This window comes from uncultured Pelagibacterium sp. (genome assembly GCF_963972885.1).
Classification (GTDB): Bacteria; Pseudomonadota; Alphaproteobacteria; order Rhizobiales; family Devosiaceae; genus Pelagibacterium; species Pelagibacterium nitratireducens.
This window is the reverse complement of record NZ_CAXAXY010000032.1, coordinates 1-22948: the sequence shown is the minus strand read 5'-3', so window position 1 is coordinate 22948 and position 22948 is coordinate 1. Positions and strand designations below refer to the sequence as shown.

Annotated in this window: 18 protein-coding genes and 1 riboswitch; of the genes, 12 read left to right on the top strand and 6 right to left on the bottom strand. The window is 60.1% G+C overall.

The annotated features are described in order from the left end of the window. Window positions 1-70 precede the first annotated feature (70 nt). Genes AACZ55_RS07520 through AACZ55_RS07505 form a run of 4 tightly spaced genes read left to right on the top strand, consistent with a single transcriptional unit; the run spans window position 71 to window position 5607 of the window. Entirely contained in the window at window positions 71-1186 is a 1116-nt protein-coding gene (locus tag AACZ55_RS07520) for an AI-2E family transporter (RefSeq protein ID WP_338610550.1), read from the top strand. 4 nt (window positions 1187-1190) lie between these two features. Continuing rightward, the gene (locus tag AACZ55_RS07515; protein WP_338610552.1) at window positions 1191-1868 is read left to right on the top strand and encodes a hypothetical protein; all 678 of its coding nucleotides are present in this window, start codon (window positions 1191-1193) and stop codon (window positions 1866-1868) included. Between the two features lie 20 nt (window positions 1869-1888). Further along, entirely contained in the window at window positions 1889-4069 is a 2181-nt protein-coding gene (locus AACZ55_RS07510; RefSeq protein ID WP_339644773.1) for an RNA degradosome polyphosphate kinase, read from the top strand. Next, window positions 4066-5607, top strand: coding sequence for a Ppx/GppA phosphatase family protein (locus AACZ55_RS07505; protein WP_339644770.1), 1542 nt, complete (start codon window positions 4066-4068; stop codon window positions 5605-5607). The genes AACZ55_RS07510 and AACZ55_RS07505 overlap by 4 nt, the downstream gene beginning before the upstream one ends. Window positions 5608-5610: 3 nt before the next feature. Here the strand turns inward: AACZ55_RS07505 and rnd are convergent, their stop codons facing one another. Next, window positions 5611-6771 carry a ribonuclease D gene (rnd, locus tag AACZ55_RS07500; protein ID WP_338610557.1) on the bottom strand — a complete coding sequence of 387 codons (1161 nt, stop codon included), beginning with the start codon at window positions 6769-6771 and terminating at the stop codon, window positions 5611-5613. Between the two features lie 153 nt (window positions 6772-6924). On the opposite strand from rnd, the gene aspS reads away from it, so the two are divergent. The 3 genes from aspS to AACZ55_RS07485 all read left to right on the top strand — a co-directional run bounded on the left by aspS (window position 6925) and on the right by AACZ55_RS07485 (window position 12796). Then, window positions 6925-8709, top strand: coding sequence for an aspartate--tRNA ligase (gene aspS, locus AACZ55_RS07495; RefSeq protein ID WP_339644766.1), 1785 nt, complete (start codon window positions 6925-6927; stop codon window positions 8707-8709). A 115-nt stretch (window positions 8710-8824) separates the two neighbouring features. Continuing rightward, window positions 8825-10390, top strand: coding sequence for an EAL domain-containing protein (locus tag AACZ55_RS07490; protein ID WP_339644763.1), 1566 nt, complete (start codon window positions 8825-8827; stop codon window positions 10388-10390). 123 nt (window positions 10391-10513) lie between these two features. Continuing rightward, complete coding sequence (locus AACZ55_RS07485) at window positions 10514-12796, top strand: NADP-dependent malic enzyme (RefSeq protein WP_339644760.1); 2283 nt, start codon at window positions 10514-10516, stop codon at window positions 12794-12796. 47 nt (window positions 12797-12843) lie between these two features. Here AACZ55_RS07485 and AACZ55_RS07480 read toward each other — a convergent pair whose 3' ends face one another. The 3 genes from AACZ55_RS07480 to AACZ55_RS07470 form a co-directional block, all read right to left on the bottom strand. After that, window positions 12844-14322, bottom strand: coding sequence for an AMP nucleosidase (locus AACZ55_RS07480; protein WP_338610565.1), 1479 nt, complete (start codon window positions 14320-14322; stop codon window positions 12844-12846). Window positions 14323-14600: 278 nt separating this feature from the next. After that, window positions 14601-15023 carry a DUF1801 domain-containing protein gene (locus tag AACZ55_RS07475; protein ID WP_339644756.1) on the bottom strand — a complete coding sequence of 141 codons (423 nt, stop codon included), beginning with the start codon at window positions 15021-15023 and terminating at the stop codon, window positions 14601-14603. Window positions 15024-15035: 12 nt separating this feature from the next. Further along, on the bottom strand, window positions 15036-15641 hold the full coding sequence (locus AACZ55_RS07470; protein WP_339644753.1) for a DUF1176 domain-containing protein: 606 nt from the start codon (window positions 15639-15641) through the stop codon (window positions 15036-15038). Between the two features lie 105 nt (window positions 15642-15746). Next, a riboswitch (TPP riboswitch) is annotated at window positions 15747-15858 on the top strand. Between AACZ55_RS07470 and AACZ55_RS07465 the strand changes: the two genes are divergently transcribed. The 4 genes from AACZ55_RS07465 to AACZ55_RS07450 all read left to right on the top strand — a co-directional run bounded on the left by AACZ55_RS07465 (window position 15849) and on the right by AACZ55_RS07450 (window position 19552). Then, entirely contained in the window at window positions 15849-16466 is a 618-nt protein-coding gene (locus tag AACZ55_RS07465) for a YkoF family thiamine/hydroxymethylpyrimidine-binding protein (RefSeq protein ID WP_339644750.1), read from the top strand. (Overlaps the previous riboswitch by 10 nt.) Window positions 16467-16529: 63 nt before the next feature. Then, entirely contained in the window at window positions 16530-17144 is a 615-nt protein-coding gene (locus tag AACZ55_RS07460) for an ECF transporter S component (RefSeq protein WP_339644747.1), read from the top strand. Next, complete coding sequence (locus AACZ55_RS07455) at window positions 17141-18790, top strand: ATP-binding cassette domain-containing protein (protein WP_339644745.1); 1650 nt, start codon at window positions 17141-17143, stop codon at window positions 18788-18790. The genes AACZ55_RS07460 and AACZ55_RS07455 overlap by 4 nt, the downstream gene beginning before the upstream one ends. 6 nt (window positions 18791-18796) lie before the next feature. After that, window positions 18797-19552: an energy-coupling factor transporter transmembrane component T gene (locus AACZ55_RS07450; protein ID WP_339644742.1), complete on the top strand. Its 756-nt coding sequence runs from the start codon at window positions 18797-18799 to the stop codon at window positions 19550-19552. Here AACZ55_RS07450 and AACZ55_RS07445 read toward each other — a convergent pair. Together AACZ55_RS07445 and AACZ55_RS07440 are read right to left on the bottom strand one after the other, a co-directional pair. Beyond that, on the bottom strand, window positions 19549-20157 hold the full coding sequence (locus AACZ55_RS07445; protein ID WP_339644740.1) for a Spy/CpxP family protein refolding chaperone: 609 nt from the start codon (window positions 20155-20157) through the stop codon (window positions 19549-19551). The two genes, AACZ55_RS07450 and AACZ55_RS07445, sit on opposite strands and share 4 nt — an antisense overlap. A 169-nt stretch (window positions 20158-20326) precedes the next feature. Then, the gene (locus tag AACZ55_RS07440) at window positions 20327-21580 is read right to left on the bottom strand and encodes an aminopeptidase (RefSeq protein WP_339644738.1); all 1254 of its coding nucleotides are present in this window, start codon (window positions 21578-21580) and stop codon (window positions 20327-20329) included. A gap of 90 nt (window positions 21581-21670) precedes the next feature. On the opposite strand from AACZ55_RS07440, the gene AACZ55_RS07435 reads away from it, so the two are divergent. Next, window positions 21671-22861: a TIGR03862 family flavoprotein gene (locus AACZ55_RS07435; protein WP_339644735.1), complete on the top strand. Its 1191-nt coding sequence runs from the start codon at window positions 21671-21673 to the stop codon at window positions 22859-22861. The last annotated feature ends 87 nt before the right edge of the window (window positions 22862-22948 follow it).

The window sequence follows — 22948 nt, the reverse complement described above, 5'->3', positions numbered from 1 at the left end:
GATCGGCCCGGTCGGGCTCTATATTTCGGAAGGCTGATACCGGCTCGCAACGCTACACGCAAGGACTGCCATGTCACTGAGGAACCAGATCACCTTCTGGATCGCACTGTTAGTCGTTCTGGGGGTCCTGTTGTGGGTCTTCCGCGGCATTCTGCTGCCATTCGTTCTCGGCATCACGCTGGCCTATCTGCTCAACCCGTTCGTCGACTGGCTTCAGAGCCGCAAGTTCCATCGCGGGTTTGCAACACTGATTGTGATGCTGCTGGCCATGCTGGCGCTGCTGGCTGTCTTCCTGCTTATTGTTCCGCTCCTGCTTCAGCAGGCTTTCGGGCTGGCGCGCAACATTCCCACCTATGTCCAGCAGTTGCAGGTGTTCATCGAGAACATGATCCCGCGGCTCGAGCAATGGCTCGGTCCCGAACGGATGCAGGAACTCGAGCGCGGCATCGAACAGATGTTCGCCGATGGCATCGGCATGCTCACCGGCTTTACCGGGCAGGTGATGCAGCAATCGATGAGCATCATAAATACGATCGGCATCATCGTCGTAACCCCGGTCGTGGCTTTCTATCTCCTTCTCGATTGGGACCGCATGGTGGCCAGCGTAGATAGCCTGTTTCCACCGGCGCACCGCGCCGAGATGCACGCGCTGTTTAAGGACATGGACATAGCCCTTGCCGGTTTTGTTCGCGGGCAGGGCGCCGTGGTGGGGATATTGGCAATATTTTATGCCGTGTCGCTGTCGCTGGCGGGGCTGAGCTTTGGTCTCGCCATCGGATTGATGGCCGGGCTTTTCAGCTTCATTCCCTATGTCGGCGCATTGATCGGGTTTGTGCTTTCGATGGGCATTGCCCTCGTGCAGTTCTGGCCCGAATGGCCCATGATGGCTGTGATCCTGGCGATTTTTCTCGTCGGCCAGTTTCTCGAAGGCAATATTTTGTACCCCAAACTCGTGGGATCGAGCATTGGTGTTCATCCCGTTTGGCTGATGTTCTCGCTTTTTGCCTTTGCCGTCCTCTTCGGGGCGCTGGGGGTCTTGATTGCCGTGCCACTGGCGGCCATCTGTGGTGTGCTCGTCCGTTGGGCTGTTCGCAAATACAAGCAAAGCCCCATCTACGATTCACCGACTGCAATGATTGCTCCGCAGAAGGCTGGCGCCGATGCAAGCCCAAAAGAAATCTCCTAGCACCTTGTCCCCGCTGACAAAGGAACAGCTTATTCTCGATCTCGGGCACGATGTTGCCCAGACCGAGGATGATTTCATGGTGTGTGCCGGCAACGAGATGGCTTTCGGACATGTGATGGCGTTCCCCGACTGGGCCGCTCCCATGACGCTGGTGGTCGGAGCCGCCAAATCGGGCAAGTCACATCTGGCACGGATATGGGCGAGGCGGGCCGGTGCAGCCATCATGCGGCCCGATATTGCCGAAACATTCGCCACAGAGGGCGGACGGCAACCGGTTCTGGTGGAAGATGCGGATCGGAACGGATATGAGGAAGCGGAGCTTTTTCATTTGCTCAACCAGTCCATGCGCGACGAGCGGCCTCTATTGATGACGGCCAGGACTCAGGTAAACGAATGGCCCTACAAGACCAATGACGTCAAATCGCGTGTCCGGCTGGCCGCGCACTTTTCGCTCACTGCGCCCGATGACATCTTGTTGTCGCAGATGTTCGTGAAATTGTTCGCCGACAGGCAGTTGTCGGTCGATCCGAAAGTAATCTCCTATCTGGTGGGCCGCATGGAGCGCTCGTCGGAGGAAGTGGTCGCTCTGGTCGAGCTTCTCGACAGGCTGTCACTGTCACGGGGGCGGGCAATCACGCGGGCCATTGCGGCCGAAGCGCTGGTAATCCGCTCGGAACGCTAGGCGACCGGGAAAGGTGAAAAATGGACGATATGGCCCATGACCAGCATTCGAGCGACGAGGCCGCGCCCGATATCGAGGCATTGCGGTCGAGCCCTGCGCGGTTCGTAAACCGCGAGGTGAGCTGGCTTCAGTTCAATATGCGGGTGCTCGAAGAAGCGGCCAATCCCAATCACCCACTGCTGGAAAGGCTGCGGTTCGTCTCGATTTCGGCCAACAATCTCGACGAGTTCTTCATGGTGCGCGTCGCCGGCCTGAAAGGGCAATTGCGGGCGGGTCTGCCGCGCGAAAGCGCCGATGGCATGACGCCGAGCGAGCAGATCGAGGAGATCACGACGCTTGCCCAGCATCTGCACCTCGAACAGCAGGATCAGTGGCAGTCTATTCGCGATGAGTTGTTCGAGCAGAACATCATTCTGCATGAAGCTGCGGATCTCACGCCGGAACAGGTTGAATTCCTGCAAAAGATTTTCCGGGAAGAGATTTTTCCGGTGCTGACGCCGATTGCCATCGATCCGGCTCACCCCTTCCCGTTTATTCCCAATCTCGGGTTCTCTCTGGCCTTCCAACTCGACCGGGCGACTGACAATTCGCGTCTGACAGCACTGGTGCGCATACCGTCCAACCTCGACCGTTTCATAAAGCTGCCCACCAAGGCGATTTCGGATCGGCGCGTCGAGATGGTGACTGTCGAGACGATGGTCCAGATCTTCTTCCACAAGATATTTCCCGGCTACAACATCGTCGGGCACGGGTCGTTCCGGATCGTTCGTGACAGCGAAATCGAAATCGACGATGAGGCAGCCGATCTGGTCGTCGAGTTCGAATCGGCACTGCGTCAGCGTCGTCGCGGCCAGGTGATAAGGCTGGAAATCGAGCGGTCCATGCCGCGTTCGCTCAAGCGGCTTATCGCTGAAGAACTGGGCATTACGGCCGAGGATACGTTCGAGGTCGATGGCTTTATGGCGCTCGCCGACGCGGGCAAGATTTGCGATCTGGATCGGCCAGAGCTGAAGTTTCCGCGCTACCACGCCCGCTTTCCCGAGCGCATCCGTGACCATCACGGTGATTGTTTTGCCGCGATCCAGGAAAAGGACATTGTTGTCCACCACCCTTACGAGAGTTTCGATGTCGTTGCGCAGTTTGTCGCCCAGGCGGCACGCGATCCCGATGTTGTGGCGATCAAGCAGACGCTTTACCGCACGTCCAAGGACTCGCCGATCGTCAAGGCCCTGATAGCGGCGGCCGAGATGGGTAAATCGGTCACCGCGCTGGTCGAACTCAAGGCACGGTTCGACGAGGAAGCCAACATCCGCTGGGCGCGTGATCTTGAACGGGCCGGCGTGCAGGTGGTCTTCGGGTTCATAGAGCTCAAGACCCACGCCAAGCTCAGCCAGGTCGTGCGGCGCGAGAAGGGCAAGCTGGTTTCCTATTGCCACGTCGGGACAGGCAACTACCACCCGGTAACGGCCAAAATTTATACCGATCTGTCCTACTTTACGGCCGATCCGATTATCACGCGTGACGTTGCACGGGTGTTCAACTTCATCACCGGCTATGCACGCCCCAGTGAACTCGAAGCCATCGCCATTTCGCCGTTCGCGTTGCGGGCGACGTTGATGGAACATATTGCAACCGAGATCGAACTGGCGCGCCGGGGCGAGCCCGCTGCCATCTGGTTCAAATGCAACGCACTGGTCGATCCCGAGCTCATTGATGCCCTTTACGAGGCCAGTCAGGCCGGCGTGAAGGTCGAGCTGGTGGTGCGCGGAATATGTTGTTTGCGGCCTGGTATTCCGGGCTTTTCTGACAATATCCGCGTCAAGTCCATCGTCGGGCGGTTCCTTGAGCATTCCCGAATTTATTGCTTTGGCAATGGTGGCGAGATGCCATCGCGCGACGCGGCGGTCTATATTTCTTCGGCAGATCTGATGCCGCGCAATCTGGACTGGCGTGTCGAAACGCTGGTGCCTATTAAGAACCGGACCGTGCACAGGCAGATTCTCGACCGCATCATGGTGGCCAACCTTCGCGACAACCAGCAAAGCTGGGAGGTCCTGCCGGATGGTACTGCCCAGCGCATTGTGCCTGGCGATGGAGAAGAGGCATTCAACGCGCACGACTATTTCATGACCAATCCATCCCTGTCGGGACGCGGGAGCGCGTTGCACGGGGATAGCGACGACGAGGACAGTGATCTTTGATTCGATTCTGGAGCCTTGAATCCGACCCGGCCGGGCAGGGCCGCCTTTCAGGGGCCAAGCCCGTTGCGGTGCTCGACATCGGCTCGAACTCGGTGCGTCTTGTTGTTTACGAGCGCCTCGCGCGCGCTTTGACGGTTCTCTACAATGAGAAGTCCTCGTCCACGCTCGGGCGCGGGGTGGCCGCCACTGGGCGGCTGGCCGAGACCTCGATGGCCAGCGCCCTGAAGGCCATAAGGCGGTTTGCGCTGGTCTGCCGTTTGACTGAAGTCGGCGACATTTACGCCATCGCCACATCGGCCACCCGGGAGGCTGAAAACGGGCCGGAATTTGCACGGGCCGTCGAGGATATCATAGGTGTGCCGGTGCGGGTGCTCAGCGGCTCTGAAGAAGCCCACTATGCGGCCCTTGGGCTGGTCTCGGGTATGCCCGAGTTCGTGGGAGTGGTGGGTGATCTGGGCGGTGGTAGCCTGGAACTGGCCATGGTGGATGGCGGGCAAGATACCGGTGGGGAGACCCACGAACTGGGTGTCATCAGGCTTCAGGACGACACCCAGATGACAGCGACCAAGGCGTCGGGGATCATCCGGGAGCGCCTCAAGTCGTCCAAGCTGCTCGAACCGGGACGATACAAATCTTTTGCGGCCATCGGTGGTACGTGGCGTGCGTTGGCCAAATTGCATCAGGCCCGGTGCAACTATCCTTTGCATATGGTGCAGGATTACGTGGTCAGTACGGCGGACATCCTGCCCTTGTGCGAAGCACTGATCGAGGGCAATGGCGACAAGAAACTGGTCAAGGGCATCGAAACGGTATCGGGGTCGCGAAAGGATCTTCTGCCCTACGGTGCGGCCGTTCTGGCGGAAGTGTTGCGGGCCGGAGACTTCGATGAAGTCGTCTTTTCGGCACAGGGCGTACGTGAGGGCTATCTTTACGACAGGCTCCCAGACCCCGAAAAGGAAATCGATCCACTGCTGCAGGCTGCAGCGGAAATTTCCATGCTGCGTTCGCGGGCGCCTGAATTTTCGGGCGATCTTATCGATGGCAGCGGGGCATTGTTCAATCTGATCGGAGCTCAGGAAAGCACCGATGAGGAAAGATTGCGCAAGGCTGCGTGCTATATTTCCGATATCGGTTGGCGGGCACATCCGGACTATCGGGGCGAACAAAGCATCCAGATGGTGGCCTTTTCCGACATTGTCGGGATCAGTCACGCCGGTCGGGCTTTTCTCGCTCAAACCCTGGCGTTCCGCTACATGGGCTTTAAGCAAAAAAGCACCAATGCCAAGCTGCTTGAACTGTCTGGCAAGGATTTGGGGCCAAGGGCGCGATTGATCGCTGCCTATTTTCGGGTCGCTTATCCGCTGGCAGCAGCCATGCCGGGAATTCTGCCGCGCACCCGGTTCTCGGTGGATGGCAAAACACTCGAATTGCACCTGCCTGCCGACCTGGCGTTTCTGGACGGCGACAGGATGCGCGGGCGCCAACGCCAACTGGCCACTGAAGCGGGGTTCAAGGATGGCACAATAAGGGTCGATTGACCCTTATTCGGCAAGGTCGACGGACACTTCGACCACACCTTTGCGCGTCGCGGCTAGAGCCATGCGACCGTGCTTGATCGCCAGGGCCTTTTCGCCAAACAGCTTGCGGCGCCAGCCTTTGAGGGCAGGCACGTCGGCGTTGTCGTCAAGCACAATGGCATCGATGTCATCGGAACTGGCGATGATGCGGGTTGCAACGCCGTTGGTGTCGGCAACGGCCTTGAGCCAGACTCGAAGCAGGTCGCCGACTGCGCCTTTGGGTGAAGGTCCGCGGGGGCGTTCGGCGATCTTGGGCAGGCTCGATTTGTCCGCTGCTTCCACCGATTTGATGATGGCGATCAATTCTCCAGCAGCCGACGACCGACCATAGCCACGCGGTACGGCGCGAAGCTTTTCGAAGGCATCGGGTGTGGTGGGGCGCTGGATCGCCAACTCGGCGATGGCGTCGTCCTTGAGGATCCGGCCACGTGGCTGGTCGTTTTCCTGAGCACGGCGTTCGCGCCAGGCGGCAATGGCTTGAAGGGCGGCCAGGTCGCGGGGCTTGTTGACCCTGGCCTTAACCCGCTTCCATGCGACTTCGGGCTGGATGACGTAGGTATCGACGCTTTCCAGTACGGCCATTTCGTCGGCGACCCAGGCGCCCCGGCGCGTTTTTTCGATTTCAGTGCGCAGTTGCGCATAGATGTCGCGCAGATGGGTGACATCGGCCAGAGCGTAGCTGAGCTGCTTTTCGGTCAGTGGGCGGTGGGACCAGTCCGTAAAGCGTGAACTCTTGTCGATCTGCTCGCCGACCACGGAGCGCACCAGATTGTCATAGGAGACCGAATCGCCATGGCCGCACACGCTGGCGGCAACCTGCGTATCGAAGATGGGGTGGGGAACGACGCCGAACAGTTTTACGAAGATTTCGATATCCTGCCTTGCGGCATGGAATACTTTTGTCACATGCCGGTCCGCAAGAAGTTCTGCGAACGGCGCCAGATCGATGTCATCGGCGAGGGGGTCGATGATGACCGCCCGGTCGGTGGTGGCAGCCTGAATGAGGCAAAGCTTCGGCCAGTATGTCGTTTCGCGCAAGAATTCGGTATCGACGGTCACGAAATCATAGGTCGCAGCGTCCTTGCAGAACGCCTCCAGCGCCCGCGTCGAAGTGATGACCTGCATTGAGTCGGTATCCAGTTCAAAAATAATGGGATGTCTGTTATCAGCATTGTTGTCCCACCGCAAAGTGCCATGGCGCATCATGCTTGACATTGGGCCCGTCACATGCGCTTTTCCGGCACAAATTCCCACTCCGTTCTCGAAAGACTTGTTGTGATGCATCGCTATCGTTCGCACACCTGTGCCCAACTCAAAAAGGCAGATGTTGGCTCGACCGCTCGGCTGTCAGGATGGGTGCATCGCATTCGAGATCATGGCGGGCTGCTGTTTCTGGACCTGCGCGACCATTATGGATTGACCCAGTGTGTGATCGATCCAGACTCGCCCGCTTTCAAGCTGGCCGAAACCGTTCGGGCCGAATGGGTCATTCGCGTGGACGGCGAGGTCAAGGCGCGTACGCCGGAAACCACAAACAAGAATCTGCCGACCGGCGAGATCGAGGTTTTCATCCGTGACATCGAAGTGCTGGGCAAATCCGCAGAGCTGCCCTTGCCGGTGTTCGGGGAGCCCGACTATCCCGAAGACACCCGCCTGCGCTATCGCTTTATCGATTTGCGCCGCGAGACCTTGCACGCCAACATCGTCAAGCGTTCCCAAATTATCGCCGACATGCGCCGTCGCATGAACGAGATCGGCTTCGGGGAATACTCAACGCCGATCCTGACCGCTTCGTCTCCCGAAGGCGCCCGCGATTTTCTCGTGCCGAGCCGTATCCACCCGGGCAAGTTCTTCGCTCTGCCGCAGGCGCCGCAGCAGTACAAGCAATTGCTTATGGTGGCCGGGTTCGATCGGTATTTCCAGATTGCCCCGTGCTTCCGCGACGAGGACCCACGCGCCGATCGGCTGCCGGGTGAGTTCTATCAGCTCGATGTTGAAATGAGCTTTGTGACCCAGGAAGAAGTCTGGGACACAATGGAGCCGGTCATTCGCGGCGTGTTCGAGGAATTTGCCGAAGGCAAGAAAGTTACCGGGGAATTTCCGCGTATTCCCTACGATGTGGCAATCCGCAAGTACGGTTCGGACAAGCCCGACCTGCGCAACCCGATCGAGATGGACGATGTTACCGAGCATTTCCGCGATTCAGGGTTCAAGGTTTTCGCCAATCAGATAGCGGGCGATCCCAAGGTCGAGGTTTGGGCCATTCCGGCCCCGACAGGTGGATCGCGTGCGTTCTGCGACCGCATGAACGCCTGGGCGCAAGGCGAGGGGCAGCCGGGTCTGGGCTATATCTTCTTTAAGGACGGGGCCGGTTCTGGGCCGATCGCCAAGAACATCGGTGAGGAGCGCACGGATGCCATTCGTGCTCAACTCGGCCTCAAGGATGGCGATGCCGTGTTCTTCGTCTGCGGTGTCCCTTCCAAGTTCCATAGCTTTGCCGGTGCTGCCCGTACCAAGGTTGGTACCGATCTCGAACTTCTCGATCTCGATAGCTATGCGTTGTGCTGGATCGTCGATTTCCCGTTCTATGAGTGGGACGAAGAAGAAAAGAAGTTCGAGTTCGCGCATAACCCCTTTTCGATGCCCCAGGGCGGTCGCGAGGCGCTGGATGGCGAGGATCCGCTGTCGATCAAGGCCTATCAGTACGACGCCGTCTGCAACGGCTTTGAAATCGCCTCGGGTTCGATCCGTAATCAGGAGCCTGAAACCATGGTCGCCGCCTTCGAGAAGGTGGGGCTGTCGCGCCAGGACGTCGAGGATCGGTTTGGCGGGCTGTACCGTGCGTTCCAGTATGGTGCCCCGCCGCATGGCGGCATGGCTGCGGGCATCGACCGTATCGTCATGCTGTTGTGCGGTGTTCAGAACCTGCGTGAGATCACTCTGTTCCCGATGAACCAGCAGGCGGAAGACCTGCTTATGGGCGCACCGAGCGAGGCATCGCCCAGACAGTTGCGTGAGCTTCATTTGCGGCTCAACTTGCCGACGGACAAGAAGAACGCCTGATGTATGCGGCGTAATGCGACCGATTTAATGCGTAGTTAAAGTGTTGCCCGGTAGGGTCGAATTTGAGGGTTCGATACTTCCGGGCATTTTTTTGCGATCGCGTTTTTCACAAATTGTGCTGCTCGTCGTCGCACTGCTGGCGTTTCTGCCAGTCGTGGCGGTTGACCATGTCATCGACGGATACGTCATGGCACGGGAAACAACCGCGCTTCAGACGACGGTCGATGCCATCACCCACGATTCTCAGCTCACGGTTCACGAGGGCATTCAATCGCTCAGACGTATTCTGGCGAACAGCCCGTCACTGTGCGCTGCAACATTTGTGGACAACGTCAACACTGAACTTCAATCCAATCCGTTTTTGCGACAGGTGATCGTGCAGAATAGTGATGGCGTGCAATACTGCTCTGCGTTCGGGCATGCGGTGCAGTACCGTGTGCTGTCCGAAAATCTTACAATTCCGGGCCATACTGAAACGCTCAGCGTTGTGGCCATCGATGGCATAGAGACGCCGCTGCTCAAGATAACCCAGGCGTTCGGACGCGAGCGTACCGTCTCGGCGCTCGTGCTGGCCTCACCGATGCTCATGAGAAACGATGTCCCGCTTCTCGGCCAGATCAGCTATTTGCAGGTCGCGCTGACAAGCGGCAGTTCAATCCTGCTGCGGGGAGATGAGCGGATCGGGCAAGGGGCCGGTCGGGACGACTATATTTTCGCGCGATCATTTGCTGGTGAAATACCGCTCAAGGCCGAAGCCGGGGTTTCATTTTCTCAAGTTCGTTCCGGTTATTCGCCGCTCGATATCGGATTTACGGTGGCTGCATGTTTCATGGGCGGGCTCATTTTGGTCCTGGCGATCCAATATGCACGCAAGGCCGATATCGTTGCCTTCGACCTCGAACGCGCCATTATCGCCGGTGAGATGAAGCCCTATTACCAACCGGTCATCAATCTCAGGACCGGAAAGCTCATAGGCTGTGAGGTTCTCATCCGGTGGGTGAAGAAAAACGGTGAAGTCATTCCGCCGGGAGTCTTTATCGATTACGCGGAGATGTCGGGGCTGGCCATTCCTATGACATTGAGCCTGATGGAGCAGGTCCGTTACGACCTGGAGGACATCTGCCGTGAAGTTCCGGATTTCAAGGTGTCGATCAATCTGTTCGAGGGCCATTTTCGGGACGGATCGATTGTGGAGGACATTCAGTCGGTCTTTGAAGGCAGCGGCATCTCCTATCGTCAACTCGTCTTCGAAATTACCGAGCGCAGGCCGCTTGACGACCGCAATGCTGCAAACCGGGTCATGACGGCGATGCACAAGCTGGGGGTTCGGATCGCCATGGATGACGCGGGCACCGGGCATTCAAATCTCGCGTATCTTCAAACGCTGGGCATAGACATCATCAAGATCGACAAGATTTTCGTCGAAATGATACGGGACGCCAACCAGCCCGTTCCGGTGGTCGATGCCCTGATATCGATGGCCAAGGACCTTGATATCGATATCATAGCCGAAGGCGTAGAAACCCAGGAGCAAGCACTCTATCTTCGGTCCAAGAACGTGGTTTTTGCCCAGGGCTATCTTTTCGCCCCGCCGTTGAAACTGTCATCGTTTCTCGTTCTGGCCAGTGCCCTCAGACCGAGCAGTCGGGAAAGCAATCTCGAGCCGGGGCTGGCAGCCTGATTTGCCGATGTATTGTTTCGGCCTTTAAGCGGAATTTTCCGTTCGCAGAAAAGATAGGTCTGCAAGCCTTCCATTTTGGTGCGATTGGTGGCAGTTATCTCGCCGCTAATCCGAGGAGACGGCATGACGGACGAACCGCGCGATCCGCAGAAGGCACTTAAAGACGCTGCCCTGCATTTCCACCAGCATCCCAAGCCCGGCAAGATCGAGATTGTCCCGACCAAGCCGCTGGCAAACCAGCGCGATCTGGCGCTTGCCTATTCGCCCGGGGTCGCGGCACCGTGCGAGGAAATTGCTGCAGATCCGGAAACGGCGGCGCTCTACACTTCGCGTGGCAATCTTGTGGCGGTCATTTCCAATGGTACCGCAGTTCTCGGCCTGGGGAATATCGGAGCACTGGCATCCAAGCCGGTGATGGAAGGCAAGGCGGTTCTGTTCAAGAAATTTGCCGGTATCGATTCCATCGACATCGAAATTGACGAGCAGGATCCAAAGAAATTCATTGAAACCGTAGCGCCGATGTGGCCCTCGTTCGGCGGCATCAATCTTGAAGACATCAAGGCGCCCGATTGTTTCGAAATCGAGGAAGCCTTGCGGGAGCGTATGTCGATCCCGGTCTTTCATGACGATCAGCACGGAACGGCGATCATCGTTGCCGCCGCTGTCCTTAATGGGCTCAAGATTGCCGGTAAGGACATTTCGGACGCCAAGATCTGCACTTCGGGAGCCGGTGCGGCGGCGATTGCCTGCCTGAACATGCTGATTGCAGTTGGCGCAAAGCGGGAAAACATATGGGTTGCCGACCGCGAAGGTCTGGTGACGACGCGGCGTGACAATTCGGTCGACCGCTGGCGTGGCGCTTTCGCGCAAGACAGCGACAAGACCGCGCTGGCCGAGGTGATGCAGGGCGCTGACATTTTCCTTGGGCTTTCCGCGGCCGGCGCGCTCAAGCGGGAGATGCTCAAGGACATGGCGGAAAACCCGCTGATCCTGGCGCTGTCCAACCCCGTTCCGGAAATCATGCCCGAAATCGCTCAGGAAGAGCGTCCCGACGCGATGATCTGCACCGGGCGGTCCGATTATCCCAACCAGGTCAACAACGTCCTGTGTTTCCCGTTCATCTTTCGCGGCGCGCTCGATGTCGGCGCCACCACGATCAACGAGGAGATGAAGGCCGCGGCCGCTCACGCCATCGCAAAGCTCGCCCATGAGCCTGTCCTCGAGTCGGTGCCGGGCGCCCCGTCGACCTTCGGGCGGGATTACCTTATTCCCAATCCGTTCGATCAGCGCCTCATTTTGCGTATCGCGCCCGCTGTGGCCAAGGCCGCCATGGACTCAGGCGTTGCGCGTCGTCCAGTCGCCGATTTTGATGCCTACAAGGACAGTCTCAACCGCTTCGTTTTCCGCTCGGGCATGGTGATGAAGCCTATGATCGAACGCGCCAAGGGCGCCGGTCAGCGGGTCGCATTTGCCGATGGCGAAGACGAGCGCGTATTGCGGGCCACGCAAGTGGTGCTCGAAGAAGGAATCGCGCAGCCCATACTCATCGGGCGGCCGTTCGTTATCGAGCAGCGTATCGAACGCTTCGGGCTGCAGCTGACGCCGGGCAAGGATTTCGAGATCATCAATCCCGAAGACGATCCGCGCTATAAGGAATATGTCTCCGAGTTCCATTCGCTCGTCGGTCGTTCGGGCGTCACACCCGACACGGCGCGGACCATCGTGCGCACCAACACCACGGTTATCGGCGCTCTTGCCGTCAAGCGCGGCGATGCCGATGGTCTTATCTGCGGTCTTCAGGGCCGCTACATCAAGCATGTTCGCGATATCAAATCGGTCGTCGGCCTTTCGGACGGCGTTTCGGACGTCTCGGCTCTCTCGATGCTTATCATGCCGCGCGGGGCATTTTTCCTTGCGGACACTTACGTGAACATGGATCCGAGCGCCGACGAGATCGTTTCGATCACCTTGCAGGCGCGCGATCATCTCAAGCGCTTCAATATCGAGGCCAGGGCGGCCCTGCTGAGCTACTCGAACTTCGGATCGCGTGAAGGCACCACATCACACAAGATGAAAGAGGCCTACGACAAGCTCAAACGCGTGGCCCCCGACCTCATCGTTGAGGGCGAAATGCAAGGCGACTTGGCGCTTAACCAGGGGTTGCGTGAACGCTACATTCCCGACTCGGTCCTCAAGGGCGAAGCCAACCTTCTGGTGTTCCCGAACCTTGAAAGCGCGAATCTTTCCATGACCTTGCTGAAAGAACTCAACAACGCACTTCCGGTCGGGCCGATCCTGATGGGCACGCGGAACCCGGCGCATATTCTGGCGCCGTCGGTAACCAGCCGTGGGATCGTGAACATGACCGCGATCACTGCCAATGAGAGCCTGGCGCTCAAACGCTGAGGCAGGATTTTCCGGGCTTATGAGGAGGGCGCCAGAGGCGCCCTTTCTTATTGGAATGCCGTTTCGGCAAAGGATCGCAGCTTGCGCGAGTGCAGTCTTTCGACCGGCTGATTACGCAGGATCTCCATGGCCTTGAGGCCGATCAGCAGGTGCCGGTTGACCTGGGTGCGATAGAAGTCCGAGGCCATGCCCGGGAGCTTGAGTTCGCCGTGCAGGGGTTTGTCGGATACGCAGAGCAGGGTTCCGTAGGGAACGCGAAAGCGAAATCCATTGGCAGCGATAGTGGCGCTCTCCATGTCCAGCGCGATGGCGCGCGATTGTGACAAACGGCGAGTGATCTCGCTCTGGTCGCGCAACTCCCAGTTGCGGTTGTCGATGGTAAACACCGTTCCCGTCCGCATGATGGTCTTGGTTTCGAGCCCTTCAAGGTGGGTGACCTCGGCCACGGCCTCCTGCAGTGCGAGCTGGATTTCGGCCAGTGCAGGAATAGGGACCGTCACCGGCAAATCGTCGTCGAGAACGTGATCTTCGCGCACGTAAGCGTGGGCCAGAACGTAGTCGCCCAAGGACTGAGAGTTGCGCAGGCCGGCACAGTGGCCGAGCATCAGCCAGGCATGTGGACGCAGAACGGCGATGTGGTCTGTCGCCGTTTTGGCGTTGGAGGGGCCGACGCCGATATTGATCATCGTGATGCCACGTCCGTTCGGCGCGGTCAGGTGATAAGCGGGCATCTGGGGCTGGCGGGCCGGGAGCGTGCCTTCAGTGCCGCCGCCGAGCCGGGAGTTGGTGGTTATCACATTGCCCGGTTCGACAAAGCTTTCATAGAATTCGTGGCCTTCGCTCATCCACTGATGGGCGAGGCGGGTGAATTCCTCAATATAGAACTGGTAGTTGGTAAAGATCACAAAATTCTGGAAGTGATCGGGGACCGTGCCGGTGTAGTGGTTGAGCCGGTGCAGCGAATAATCGACGCGCGGTCCGGTGAAAGCGGCAAGCGGGTAGGGACCGCCCGAGGGCGGAATGAAGGTGCCATTGGCGATCTCGTCATCCATATGCGCCAGATCGGGGACATCAAACAGATCGCGCAGCGGTACGCCGATATCGAGGAGCGTGTCGCCTTCGACCCGTTCCTTGGGATCGACGGCGAAATGAAGCGGAATGGGGGTTTCAGACTCCCCGACCTCTATTTTGCCGCCGTGGTTCTTGAGGATCAGCGAGAAGTTCTCGATCAGGTATTTGTGAAAAAGCGCCGGCTGGGTCAGCGTCGTCTGGTAGAGGCCGGGGCTGTGCAGGAAACCATAGGCGAGACGCGAACTGGCCTGCTGCTGGAAACTGGTGGAAAGGACCTGCACCTTCGGGTAGTGGGCCCGGATTTTGCCCGGCGGCACCTGGCCCTTGGTGAGGTTGAGCAGATGGTCGCGGATGAAGCCCGTGTTGCGATCATAGATTTCGCAGACATACTCCCAGGCCTTGACCGGATCGGAGAAGGATTTCAGCGGTATGGCGGGCGGAGTGATGAGTTTCATGCGCTAGTCCTGTTCTTGTTTTTGGTTTTAACCCCAAGGCATGCCAGTTTCGGCTTCGCCGTGCAATGCTCTGCGATCCAATCAGCATTTTATCACAGTTCGGTGATTGGGCCTTTTGTCGCCGCAATGGCACCCGATATTGAAGGTGTCTGCTGGACTGGCAAACGAGCCCATGCACTAGCGGACACAAGCTTCCGCTGTAGTCCCCCAAGCCCTCAACAGCGCGGCGGAAGCGTTTATGGAGACCGCAGTCGTCCGCCCGGCGCTGCGGTCTCTTCTTATCTGGTGGGGTAGGCCGCCTTCATGTCGCGGACCGACCGCCGAATGATCTCTTCGAGAACATCAAAGTCGATATCGGCCAACTTCTTGATATAGAGACAGGATTTTCCCATGGAGTGCTTGCCCAGCCTGGCCATGAGGGATTCATAGTTCGAGAATCCAGGCATCACGTAGAGCGTGAGATTTGCCTTGCGGGGCGAAAATCCGGTGATGGGCCAATCGGCGGGTTTTTTGGTCGTATTGACGTAGGTGTAGGTGCCGAAGCCAACGATCGAGGAACCCCACAGGACGGGTTCGGCACCGGTTACCGTGCGCATCATTTCGACGATGGTCCAGCAGTCCTGCCGCTTCTGGTCGGGTTCGACAGCGTCGATGAATTGGGAAACTTTCCGGTCGGTTGGGCGAGTCTTGAGTTCTGACATGGCACGCGGTTCCTATTTGAAACTCACGAGGGTTTCGGGATTGGCCTCGCCATCATACTGCGCATCGACCTCGTAGCGGATAAGTACGAACTGACCCTCATCGAAGGTCCAGGTTCCCGCTGAGAAAGCGTCGCCAAGGCCGCGCCAAAGGGCGTGAGAGGTGATGGTCATGCTGTCGGGGTCAAATTCGGAATTGGTAAGCAACAGCTGGGTGCCGTAGCCTGTCATCGGCATATCGAGGACCGCGCCCTCGAAATCATCATTTTCATACACGACGTCGAACTGGGGCGTGGCAAAGGCCACCGGCACCAAGCCCTCATACTCGGTTTCGAGATAGTACATGTGGTTGACGTTGTAAGCGCCAGAACCGCAGAAGAATTTGTAGAGTGTGGCGGTCTGTGGGGTGTCCGAATATTCGGGCTCCCAGCTCAGATCCCAACTCTCGTTCGCGTAATATTCTGCGGCGGCGGAGTCTTCGAGCCCATAGCACAGTTCGGGAAAGCTCTGTGAAAAACGCGCAAAGGCGTCTTCTTCGCTTCCGGCTTCCTGCTGCGCGAAGCCGATCGCCGGTAAGGCGCTTACAAGGATGGCTGCTATTGCAAATCGGGTGTTTCGCACGGTTGGGCCTTTCCTGAAACAGGTGCATAGAGTGCCGGAAAACGGTGTTCTCTCAAAGCGGGAAGTTCCCGTTGCGACACGATCCAAAGTTGTGCTACCCATCGAGTCGTTCGACAGGGGTGCTCCGTATGGCCGGGGCTGAGAGGACGGCGCAAAGCCATCTAACCCTAAAGCTGATCTGGATAATACCAGCGGAGCGAGGCGAAGATGAAGTGCGGCGCACAACTCTCCCTTTATGTCATGGCGGACGATTTCGTTCGCGTAATTCTGTCCTCTCTCGACGCAATTGCGCCCTATAGGGACCGCTTGCGCATAGAGACGGACGATATCTCGACGCTTGTCGTCGGTCCGCCAGAGTTGATTTTTCCAACCATGCGCGAATTGTTCGTTGCGGCAGCGCGGAGTGGGCATCATGTGGCGATGCATGCCACCATCTCGCGCGGGTGTCCGGGAGAACCGGACATGGACATCTGCTCGCCCGAGCAGCCGTCGGCTTTCGATGAAGACCTTGAAAGGCGCAAGACGCACGCGGCGCAGGCCGTGACCGATGCGCCCTCGACTGGCCAGCGGGTTGCCGTGCAGTTTTCGCTCTATCCACTGGGCCCGGCCGATTACATGGACGAAATCTACGGCTGCATCGATTTCCTGAAAGCCTCGCCGGTGTTCGACAGGGCGAAGAACTATTGCACAAGGCTGGCCGGCGACGCCGGGCCCGTTTTTGAGGCCCTTTCGCAGGCATGGCTCAGTTTCGGCGACCCGAGTGCACATGTCGCGATCGATCTGACCGCTTCGGCCAACAGCCCGTCCAAGGACGCCGCTGCGTAACTTGTCCGTGGGGCGCGGCCCCGCGGCGCTTTTTCCGACATCGTTATCAAAGGAGGACAGCAAATGTCCGATTTCGCTTCGCATTCGTGGCGCTGGACGCTGCGCGAAACCCTTGTCGTTGCCGTTTTCGGCGCCGCGTTCGCCGTGTTGTATCTGGCCTGGGTTCAGGTCTGGCTGGTCAGTCAGGCAGCGTTCGGGCCGGTGACCATGGATGTCTTCATGGGGTTCTGGTTCTCTGCCTCCATCGTTGCCGCCGCCATCGTCCGTAAACCCGGGGTGGCGCTGATGGCCGAGGTGCTCGCGGCCGGGGTCGAGATACTGCTGGGCAGTCCGGCGGGCATCGGTCTGCTGATCGCCGCAGTTGTGCAGGGGCTGGGGGCGGAACTGGTTTTTGCGGCGCTGGGCTGGAAGCACTACCGGCTGCCGGTGCTGATCGCTGCGGGGATGGGCGCTTCGGTGACGAGCTTTGTCTATAACTGGTTCCTGTTCGACTACGGCGCGCTTGAGCCCTGGCTGGTTGGGGCCATGTTTGTCATCCGGCTTGTCAGCGGGGCCGTGTTGGCTGGGGTTGTGGGTCACCTGATTGTCGAGGCTCTCTATCGTACGGGCGTGCTCAGAGGGCTGCGCATCGATATCGAGCGTCGCGGCGCTGGATTTGCGGCGCAGACAGCCCAATGACCATGGCGCAATGGGAGGGGGTATCGATCCGATATCCCTTCGCCACCGACGATGCGGTGGGGCCGGTCGATATCGATGTCGAGCAAGGAGAGCGCGTTCTTGTGCTCGGACCGTCGGGCTCGGGGAAATCTTCGCTCATGCTTGCGCTGACGGGGCTGATCCCGAATGCCGTTCCGGCTAGCGTTGCGGGGCGGATCAAACTGAATGGCGCCGACGTTGCCAGCCGCAGTGCGGCGCAGTGGGCCGATACGGTGGCGCAGTATTTCCAGAACGCCGACGAAACGCTGTGCGGCATGCGTGTGGGTGAGGAGATTGCCTTTGCGCTGGAGAACCGGGGAATGGATCCGGCAACGATCACCGCGCGAACTGCTGACGTTCTCGACCGGCTCGGGTTGCCGCAGGCGTGGCAGGGCCGGCGCAGTTCTACGCTGTCCGGCGGCGAGCGCCAGCTCGTCGCGCTGGCTTCGGTGCTGGCGCAGGAGACGCCGGTTCTGATCGCCGACGAGCCAACCTCGCATCTGAGCCCGGCGGCGACGGCCAAGGTGCATGGTCTGCTGTCGGAGCGGGAGACGTTTGACGCTGTGGTGGTCATCGACCATCGGCTGGACGGGTTGATCGACGCTATCGACCGCGTTGTGGTGCTTGGCGAGGACGGCGCAGTGCTGGCGGATATGCCGCCGGGGCCGCTGTTTCGGGAGCGCGGGCAGGACCTTGTGCAAGCCGGTATCTGGCGGCCCGGCTTTTCGGCGCTCGATGACATGCTCGGCGCGATCGGGCTTGCCGCCGAGCAGGCCCCGCTGTCCTTTGCGGATGTGCTGGCACCATTCGATCCAGGTGTCGGCGATGATGCGGCCGTAGCGGCGGCCGGTGTCGTTGCGCAGCGATACATAGAGCAGCGCATCAGCGTTCCTTCGGCGGGCGGCAAGGTTGTTGCGTCCCTCAGGCAGGCCGATTGCGCCCCGCCAATGGGGCGCGCTGTTCTCAAGGACATAGATCTCGACATCCGAGAGGGGGAGATTGTGGGGCTGATCGGACCCAATGGGGCGGGCAAGACGACACTGGCGGCGAGCCTGGCCGGTGTGCTGCGGTTGCGCGCGGGGCATCGGGAGGGGCCAATGGCAGGCATCGCCTTCCAGAACCCGGAGGCCCAGCTTGTGGCGGCGAGCGTGCGGGAGGAAATTCTGGGGGCAATGGACGGGGACGGGGATTGCCAGGCTGTGCTGGAGCGGTGGGGGCTTGCCGGGTTTGCAGAGCGGCATCCGTTCGAGCTCTCGTTCGGACAGAAGCGCCGGCTGGCGCTGGCGAGCCTGGATGCAGGTGGGCGTTGGCCGTTCGTGGTCTTCGATGAACCGTTTTCGGGACTGGACGCTGCGGGGGCGGCGATGGTTGCAGAGCATCTTCTTGCGCTGAAGGAAAAGGGGAAGGGCGTGGTGCTCGTCACGCACGACATGGACATGGCGGTGAAGCTGTGTGACCGGATCGCGGTGATCGCCGATGGCGGGATACTGGCCGAAGGCAAGCCCTTGGACATTCTGGGCGGTGCCGCCGTGACGGAGGCGGCGGGGCTTGCGCGGCCGACTTTTGCGCCGGTGCTCGACTGGCTGGAGCGGGTGGGATTGGCGGCGCGGATGCGGGCGGCGGGGTGAGGCGGGATGGCTGTGCTGTATGAGAGATTTTCGGGCGCACCGCTCGGACGGCTCAATCCACTGACGGTGTTCGCCGTCTGCCTGGTGTTTTTCGTCGGGGTGGCGTCGTCGTTCGATCCGATGTTCCAGATTTCGGTGGTCGGCGTTGTCGTTTTGGTGCTTGTCGGTATTCAGCGGGTACCCGTCCTGCTTCTTTTGGCGTTGATGGTGCCGTTCATTCTGTTCGGCATGGGATTTGTCACGACCAATCTGCTGTTTCGCCAGGATAGTGATTTTGCCATGCATATCGCGGGCGAGGATAATGGCGGTGCGGCGCTCTCGGCAGGGCTGACCTTGAGCCTGCGGGCATTGGCGATCGGGACGATTTCGATCCTGTTTGCGCTCAGCGTCGATCCGGGGGCGTTCGTGCGGGCGCTAATCGCGTATCTGAGATTTCCTGTGCGGCTTGGTTATGCGCTGTTCGTGGCGATGCAACTGGTTCCCGATCTTTTGGCCGAGGCGGCTCAGATGCGTATGGCGCGGGCAATGCGGGCCGGTAGGCCCGTACGGCGTATTCCCGGTCCGCGGGAGATGGCGGTGCTGGCCGTGCCGTTGCTGGCCTTCGCGGTGCGGCGGGCCGGACGGTCGGCGATTGCCATGGAGGCGCGGGGGTTCGGGGGGACGCGGGCACGCACCATGGTGGGCGTGCCGGGGTTTTCTTGGGCCGACCCGGCGTTCCTGATCGCCGGATCGGGTGTTCTTGTGGCGTTGCGGCTCGTTTAGCCCTCGGCTTGAGGGGTTTCGGGAGCCGCATCGGTTGCAGGAGCAGAGGGTGTGACCCGCGGATCGCCCCGACGCTGCGGTGTCAGTTTTTCGAGCTGGGTCTGGTCAAGGCTTCCGACAAAGGTCTCGAAGGTCGGTTGAAGCGCTTCGAGGGCTTCGGCGCGGGCGGTGGTCATGGCAACCATGCCGGCGAAGCGGGCGACCAGATCGGGCTGGGCGGCGTCGTCTTCGGCGACTGGAGCGATTTCGTCGCGGGCAGCCTGAACGTCGTCATAGGCGCCAAGGGCTGCGGCACGGAGATCTTCGAGCAGCGCCTTCTGGTCATCTGTCAAATCGAGCAGATGGGTGAGCCGGACGGCGGCGATATCGATCGCTTCGGCGCCATGGTCAGACAGGAACATTTCACCAAGACCGCCGCCCTGACGGAAATGGCCCATCGGGTTGTCGCCGCCAGGGCGGAAGCTGCGTGCACCATCACCGTGAATTTGATGAACGCCGGTGTCGCGGGCGCCGCCGAAGGGTTGAGCGATGGCCGGAGCAAGCGTTGCGGCTCCGATCGAGGCGGCAGCGATGGTTATGATCGCGGTCCGTTTCAGATTTTTCATGTGTCGTCTCCTTTGCATGGGCGGCACAGCTTTTGCGCCGGTGGGAGGAGACTAGGGGATGCAAACTCACGGCAGGCTGTCCGGCAGATGAAATGTTGGACAGGATGGTAAGGCAAAAAAAAGGGCCGGGGATTACCCAGCCCTTCTCCATCTTTTTTCGCGCTTTGGATCAGTTTGCCCATTCGCCCTTGCGGAAGACGGGGACGCGTTCGCCGTCCTGAGTGATGCCGTCAATGTCCATTTCGCCCGATCCGATCATCCAGTCGATGTGGATAAGGCTCGAGTTGCCGCCCTTTTCGGCGACTTCATCTTCGCTCAGCTTGTCGCCATCGACAAAGCACTCGGTGTAGCACTGGCCCATGGCAATGTGGCAGGCGGCGTTTTCGTCAAACAGCGTGTTGTAGAACAGAACGCCGGACTGGCTGATCGGAGAGGAGTGGGGCACCAGGGCCACTTCGCCCAGGCGGCGGCCGCCCTCGTCGGTATCGAGAACCTTGTTCCAGACGTTTTCGCCTTTTGAAGCCCGCACTTCGACGGCAACGCCATCCTTGAAGACCATTTCGATGTCTTCGATCACCGAACCGTTGTGCGAGAGCGGCTTGGTGGAGCGCACCACACCATCGACACGGCGGGCGTGGGGGGTGGTGAAGACCTCTTCGGTCGGGATGTTGGGATTGCAGGTGATGCCGTTCTTGGCGAGCGAGGCGCCGCCGGCCCATTCGTGATCGTCGGCGAGGCCGACGACGAGATCGGTGCCGGGGGCCGTGAAGTGCAGGTCGCGGAACTTCATTTTATTGAGCCAGTCGCGGCGGGCGTGGATTTCTGCATTGTGCTGTTTCCAGGCTTCGACGGGATCGGCCTGATCGACGCGGGAGGCGGCGAAAATGGCATCGGCCAGCTTTGCGACAGCCTCGTCCTCACCAAGATCGGGGAAGACGAGCTTGGCCCATTGCGGGTTTGGGTATGAAACAATGTTCCAGTTGATCTCAAAGCCCGTGATCTTCTTGATGGCGGGCTTGTAAGCCCTGGAATTGGCGCGGTTGGCGCGGGAGACTTTTTCGGGATCCTGTTCGGCCAGCATCATGGGGTTGTCGCCGGAAATGGCAAGGCGGGCCGTGTTGGAGCCAAAGGCCTTGGCCATGCCTTCATAGAGCCAGCCGGCGGCGTGGTCGAAAGCGTCGTCATTGGCGTGCCTGTAGCGGGCCAGGGTGGCTTCCTCGTCCGAATAGAGCGTGGTCACGAGACCGGCGCCGGCCTTGTAGGCGTGCTCGGTGATCTTGCGCACGAGCGGCAGGGCCGACAGTGGGGCGGTGATGAGCAGATCCTGACCGGCTTCGAGCCCAAGGCCAGTGTGAACGGCGACCTGGGCGAGCTTGTCGAGCTTCTCCTCGTTGACGGGAGCGTTTGAACGCGAGTCGGACATGATGGGTCTTCTTTGTTTTGGAAATGACTCAAGTCGAGAGGGAAATCTATCGATTTGACAGCGGTCGCGAAAGGGTGTTCTGGGCTGGCCATGGACAAGCGTATTGCAATCATCGGGGGTGGACCCGCCGGACTGATGGCCGCTGAGACGATATCGGCGGCAGGATACCGAGTCATCGTTTACGAGGGGATGCCGACCGTCGGGCGCAAACTGTTGATGGCGGGCAAGTCCGGGTTGAATCTAACCCATGCCGAGGCGATGGGGGATTTCTTTTCCCGGTTCGGCGCGGCGCGGGCGTTTTTGGAGCCTATCCTTGCAGCATTTGACAACGCGGCGGTGCGCGAATGGGCGGCCGGGCTGGGAAGCGAGACGTTTGTGGGGTCTTCGGGGCGGGTGTTTCCCAAGGCGATGAAGGCTTCGCCGCTGCTGCGGGCGTGGCTCGAGCGGCTGGCAGAGCAGGGCGTTGCCATTCGGACGCGACATCGCTGGGCGGGGTTCGAGGGCGACACGCTGGTGTTTGAAACGCCTGAGGGCGAGGTGCGCGAGCCATTCGATGCCGTGGTGCTGGCGCTGGGCGGGGCGAGCTGGCCCCGGCTCGGGTCCGACGCAGCGTGGGTGCCCTGGCTCGAGGCGCGGGGCGTGGCGGTAGATCCCTTCCGTCCGGCCAATTGCGGGTTCGATGTCGACTGGAGCGAACACTTCGTCGAACGGTTCGCAGGCGCGCCGGTCAAGGCCGTGGCGGCGGGGCCGACCCGTGGGGAGTTCGTTATCTCCTGGACCGGTGTCGAGGGGTCGCTGGTCTATGGGCAATCGGCGGCGCTGCGCGATGGGCTGGAGGTGGGGCCGACGGCGTTGGTGCTCGATCTGGTGCCGGACCGGACCGCCGAGCGGCTCGAGCGCGATCTGGCGCGGCAGCCGGCCAAGGCGAGCTTTTCGAGCCGATTGCGCAAGGGGGTAGGGCTCGATGGGGTCAAGGCCGGGTTGGTGAGAGAGCTGACCGGCGAAGCGGTGCGCGGGGACAATGGTGCGCTGGCCGGGGCGATCAAGGCCCTGGCGGTGCCACTGGTGCGGCCGCGTCCGATCGCCGAGGCAATTTCGGTTGCCGGTGGTGTGGATTTGAACGCTGTCGATGAGGGGCTGATGCTGAAAAAGCTGCCGGGGGTGTTCGTGGCCGGGGAAATGCTCGACTGGGAAGCGCCGACCGGGGGATATCTGCTGACTGCGTGCCTGGCGACGGGCCGGGCGGCAGGGCAGGGCGTGCTGGATCATCTTAAAGCATAGGGCGTGCAAAGGCATCCGACGGCCATAAGCCCCGGTTTATATAAGCGGTGCCCGAAGGGGCGGTGAACGGCGAAGCAAGCTTCATCC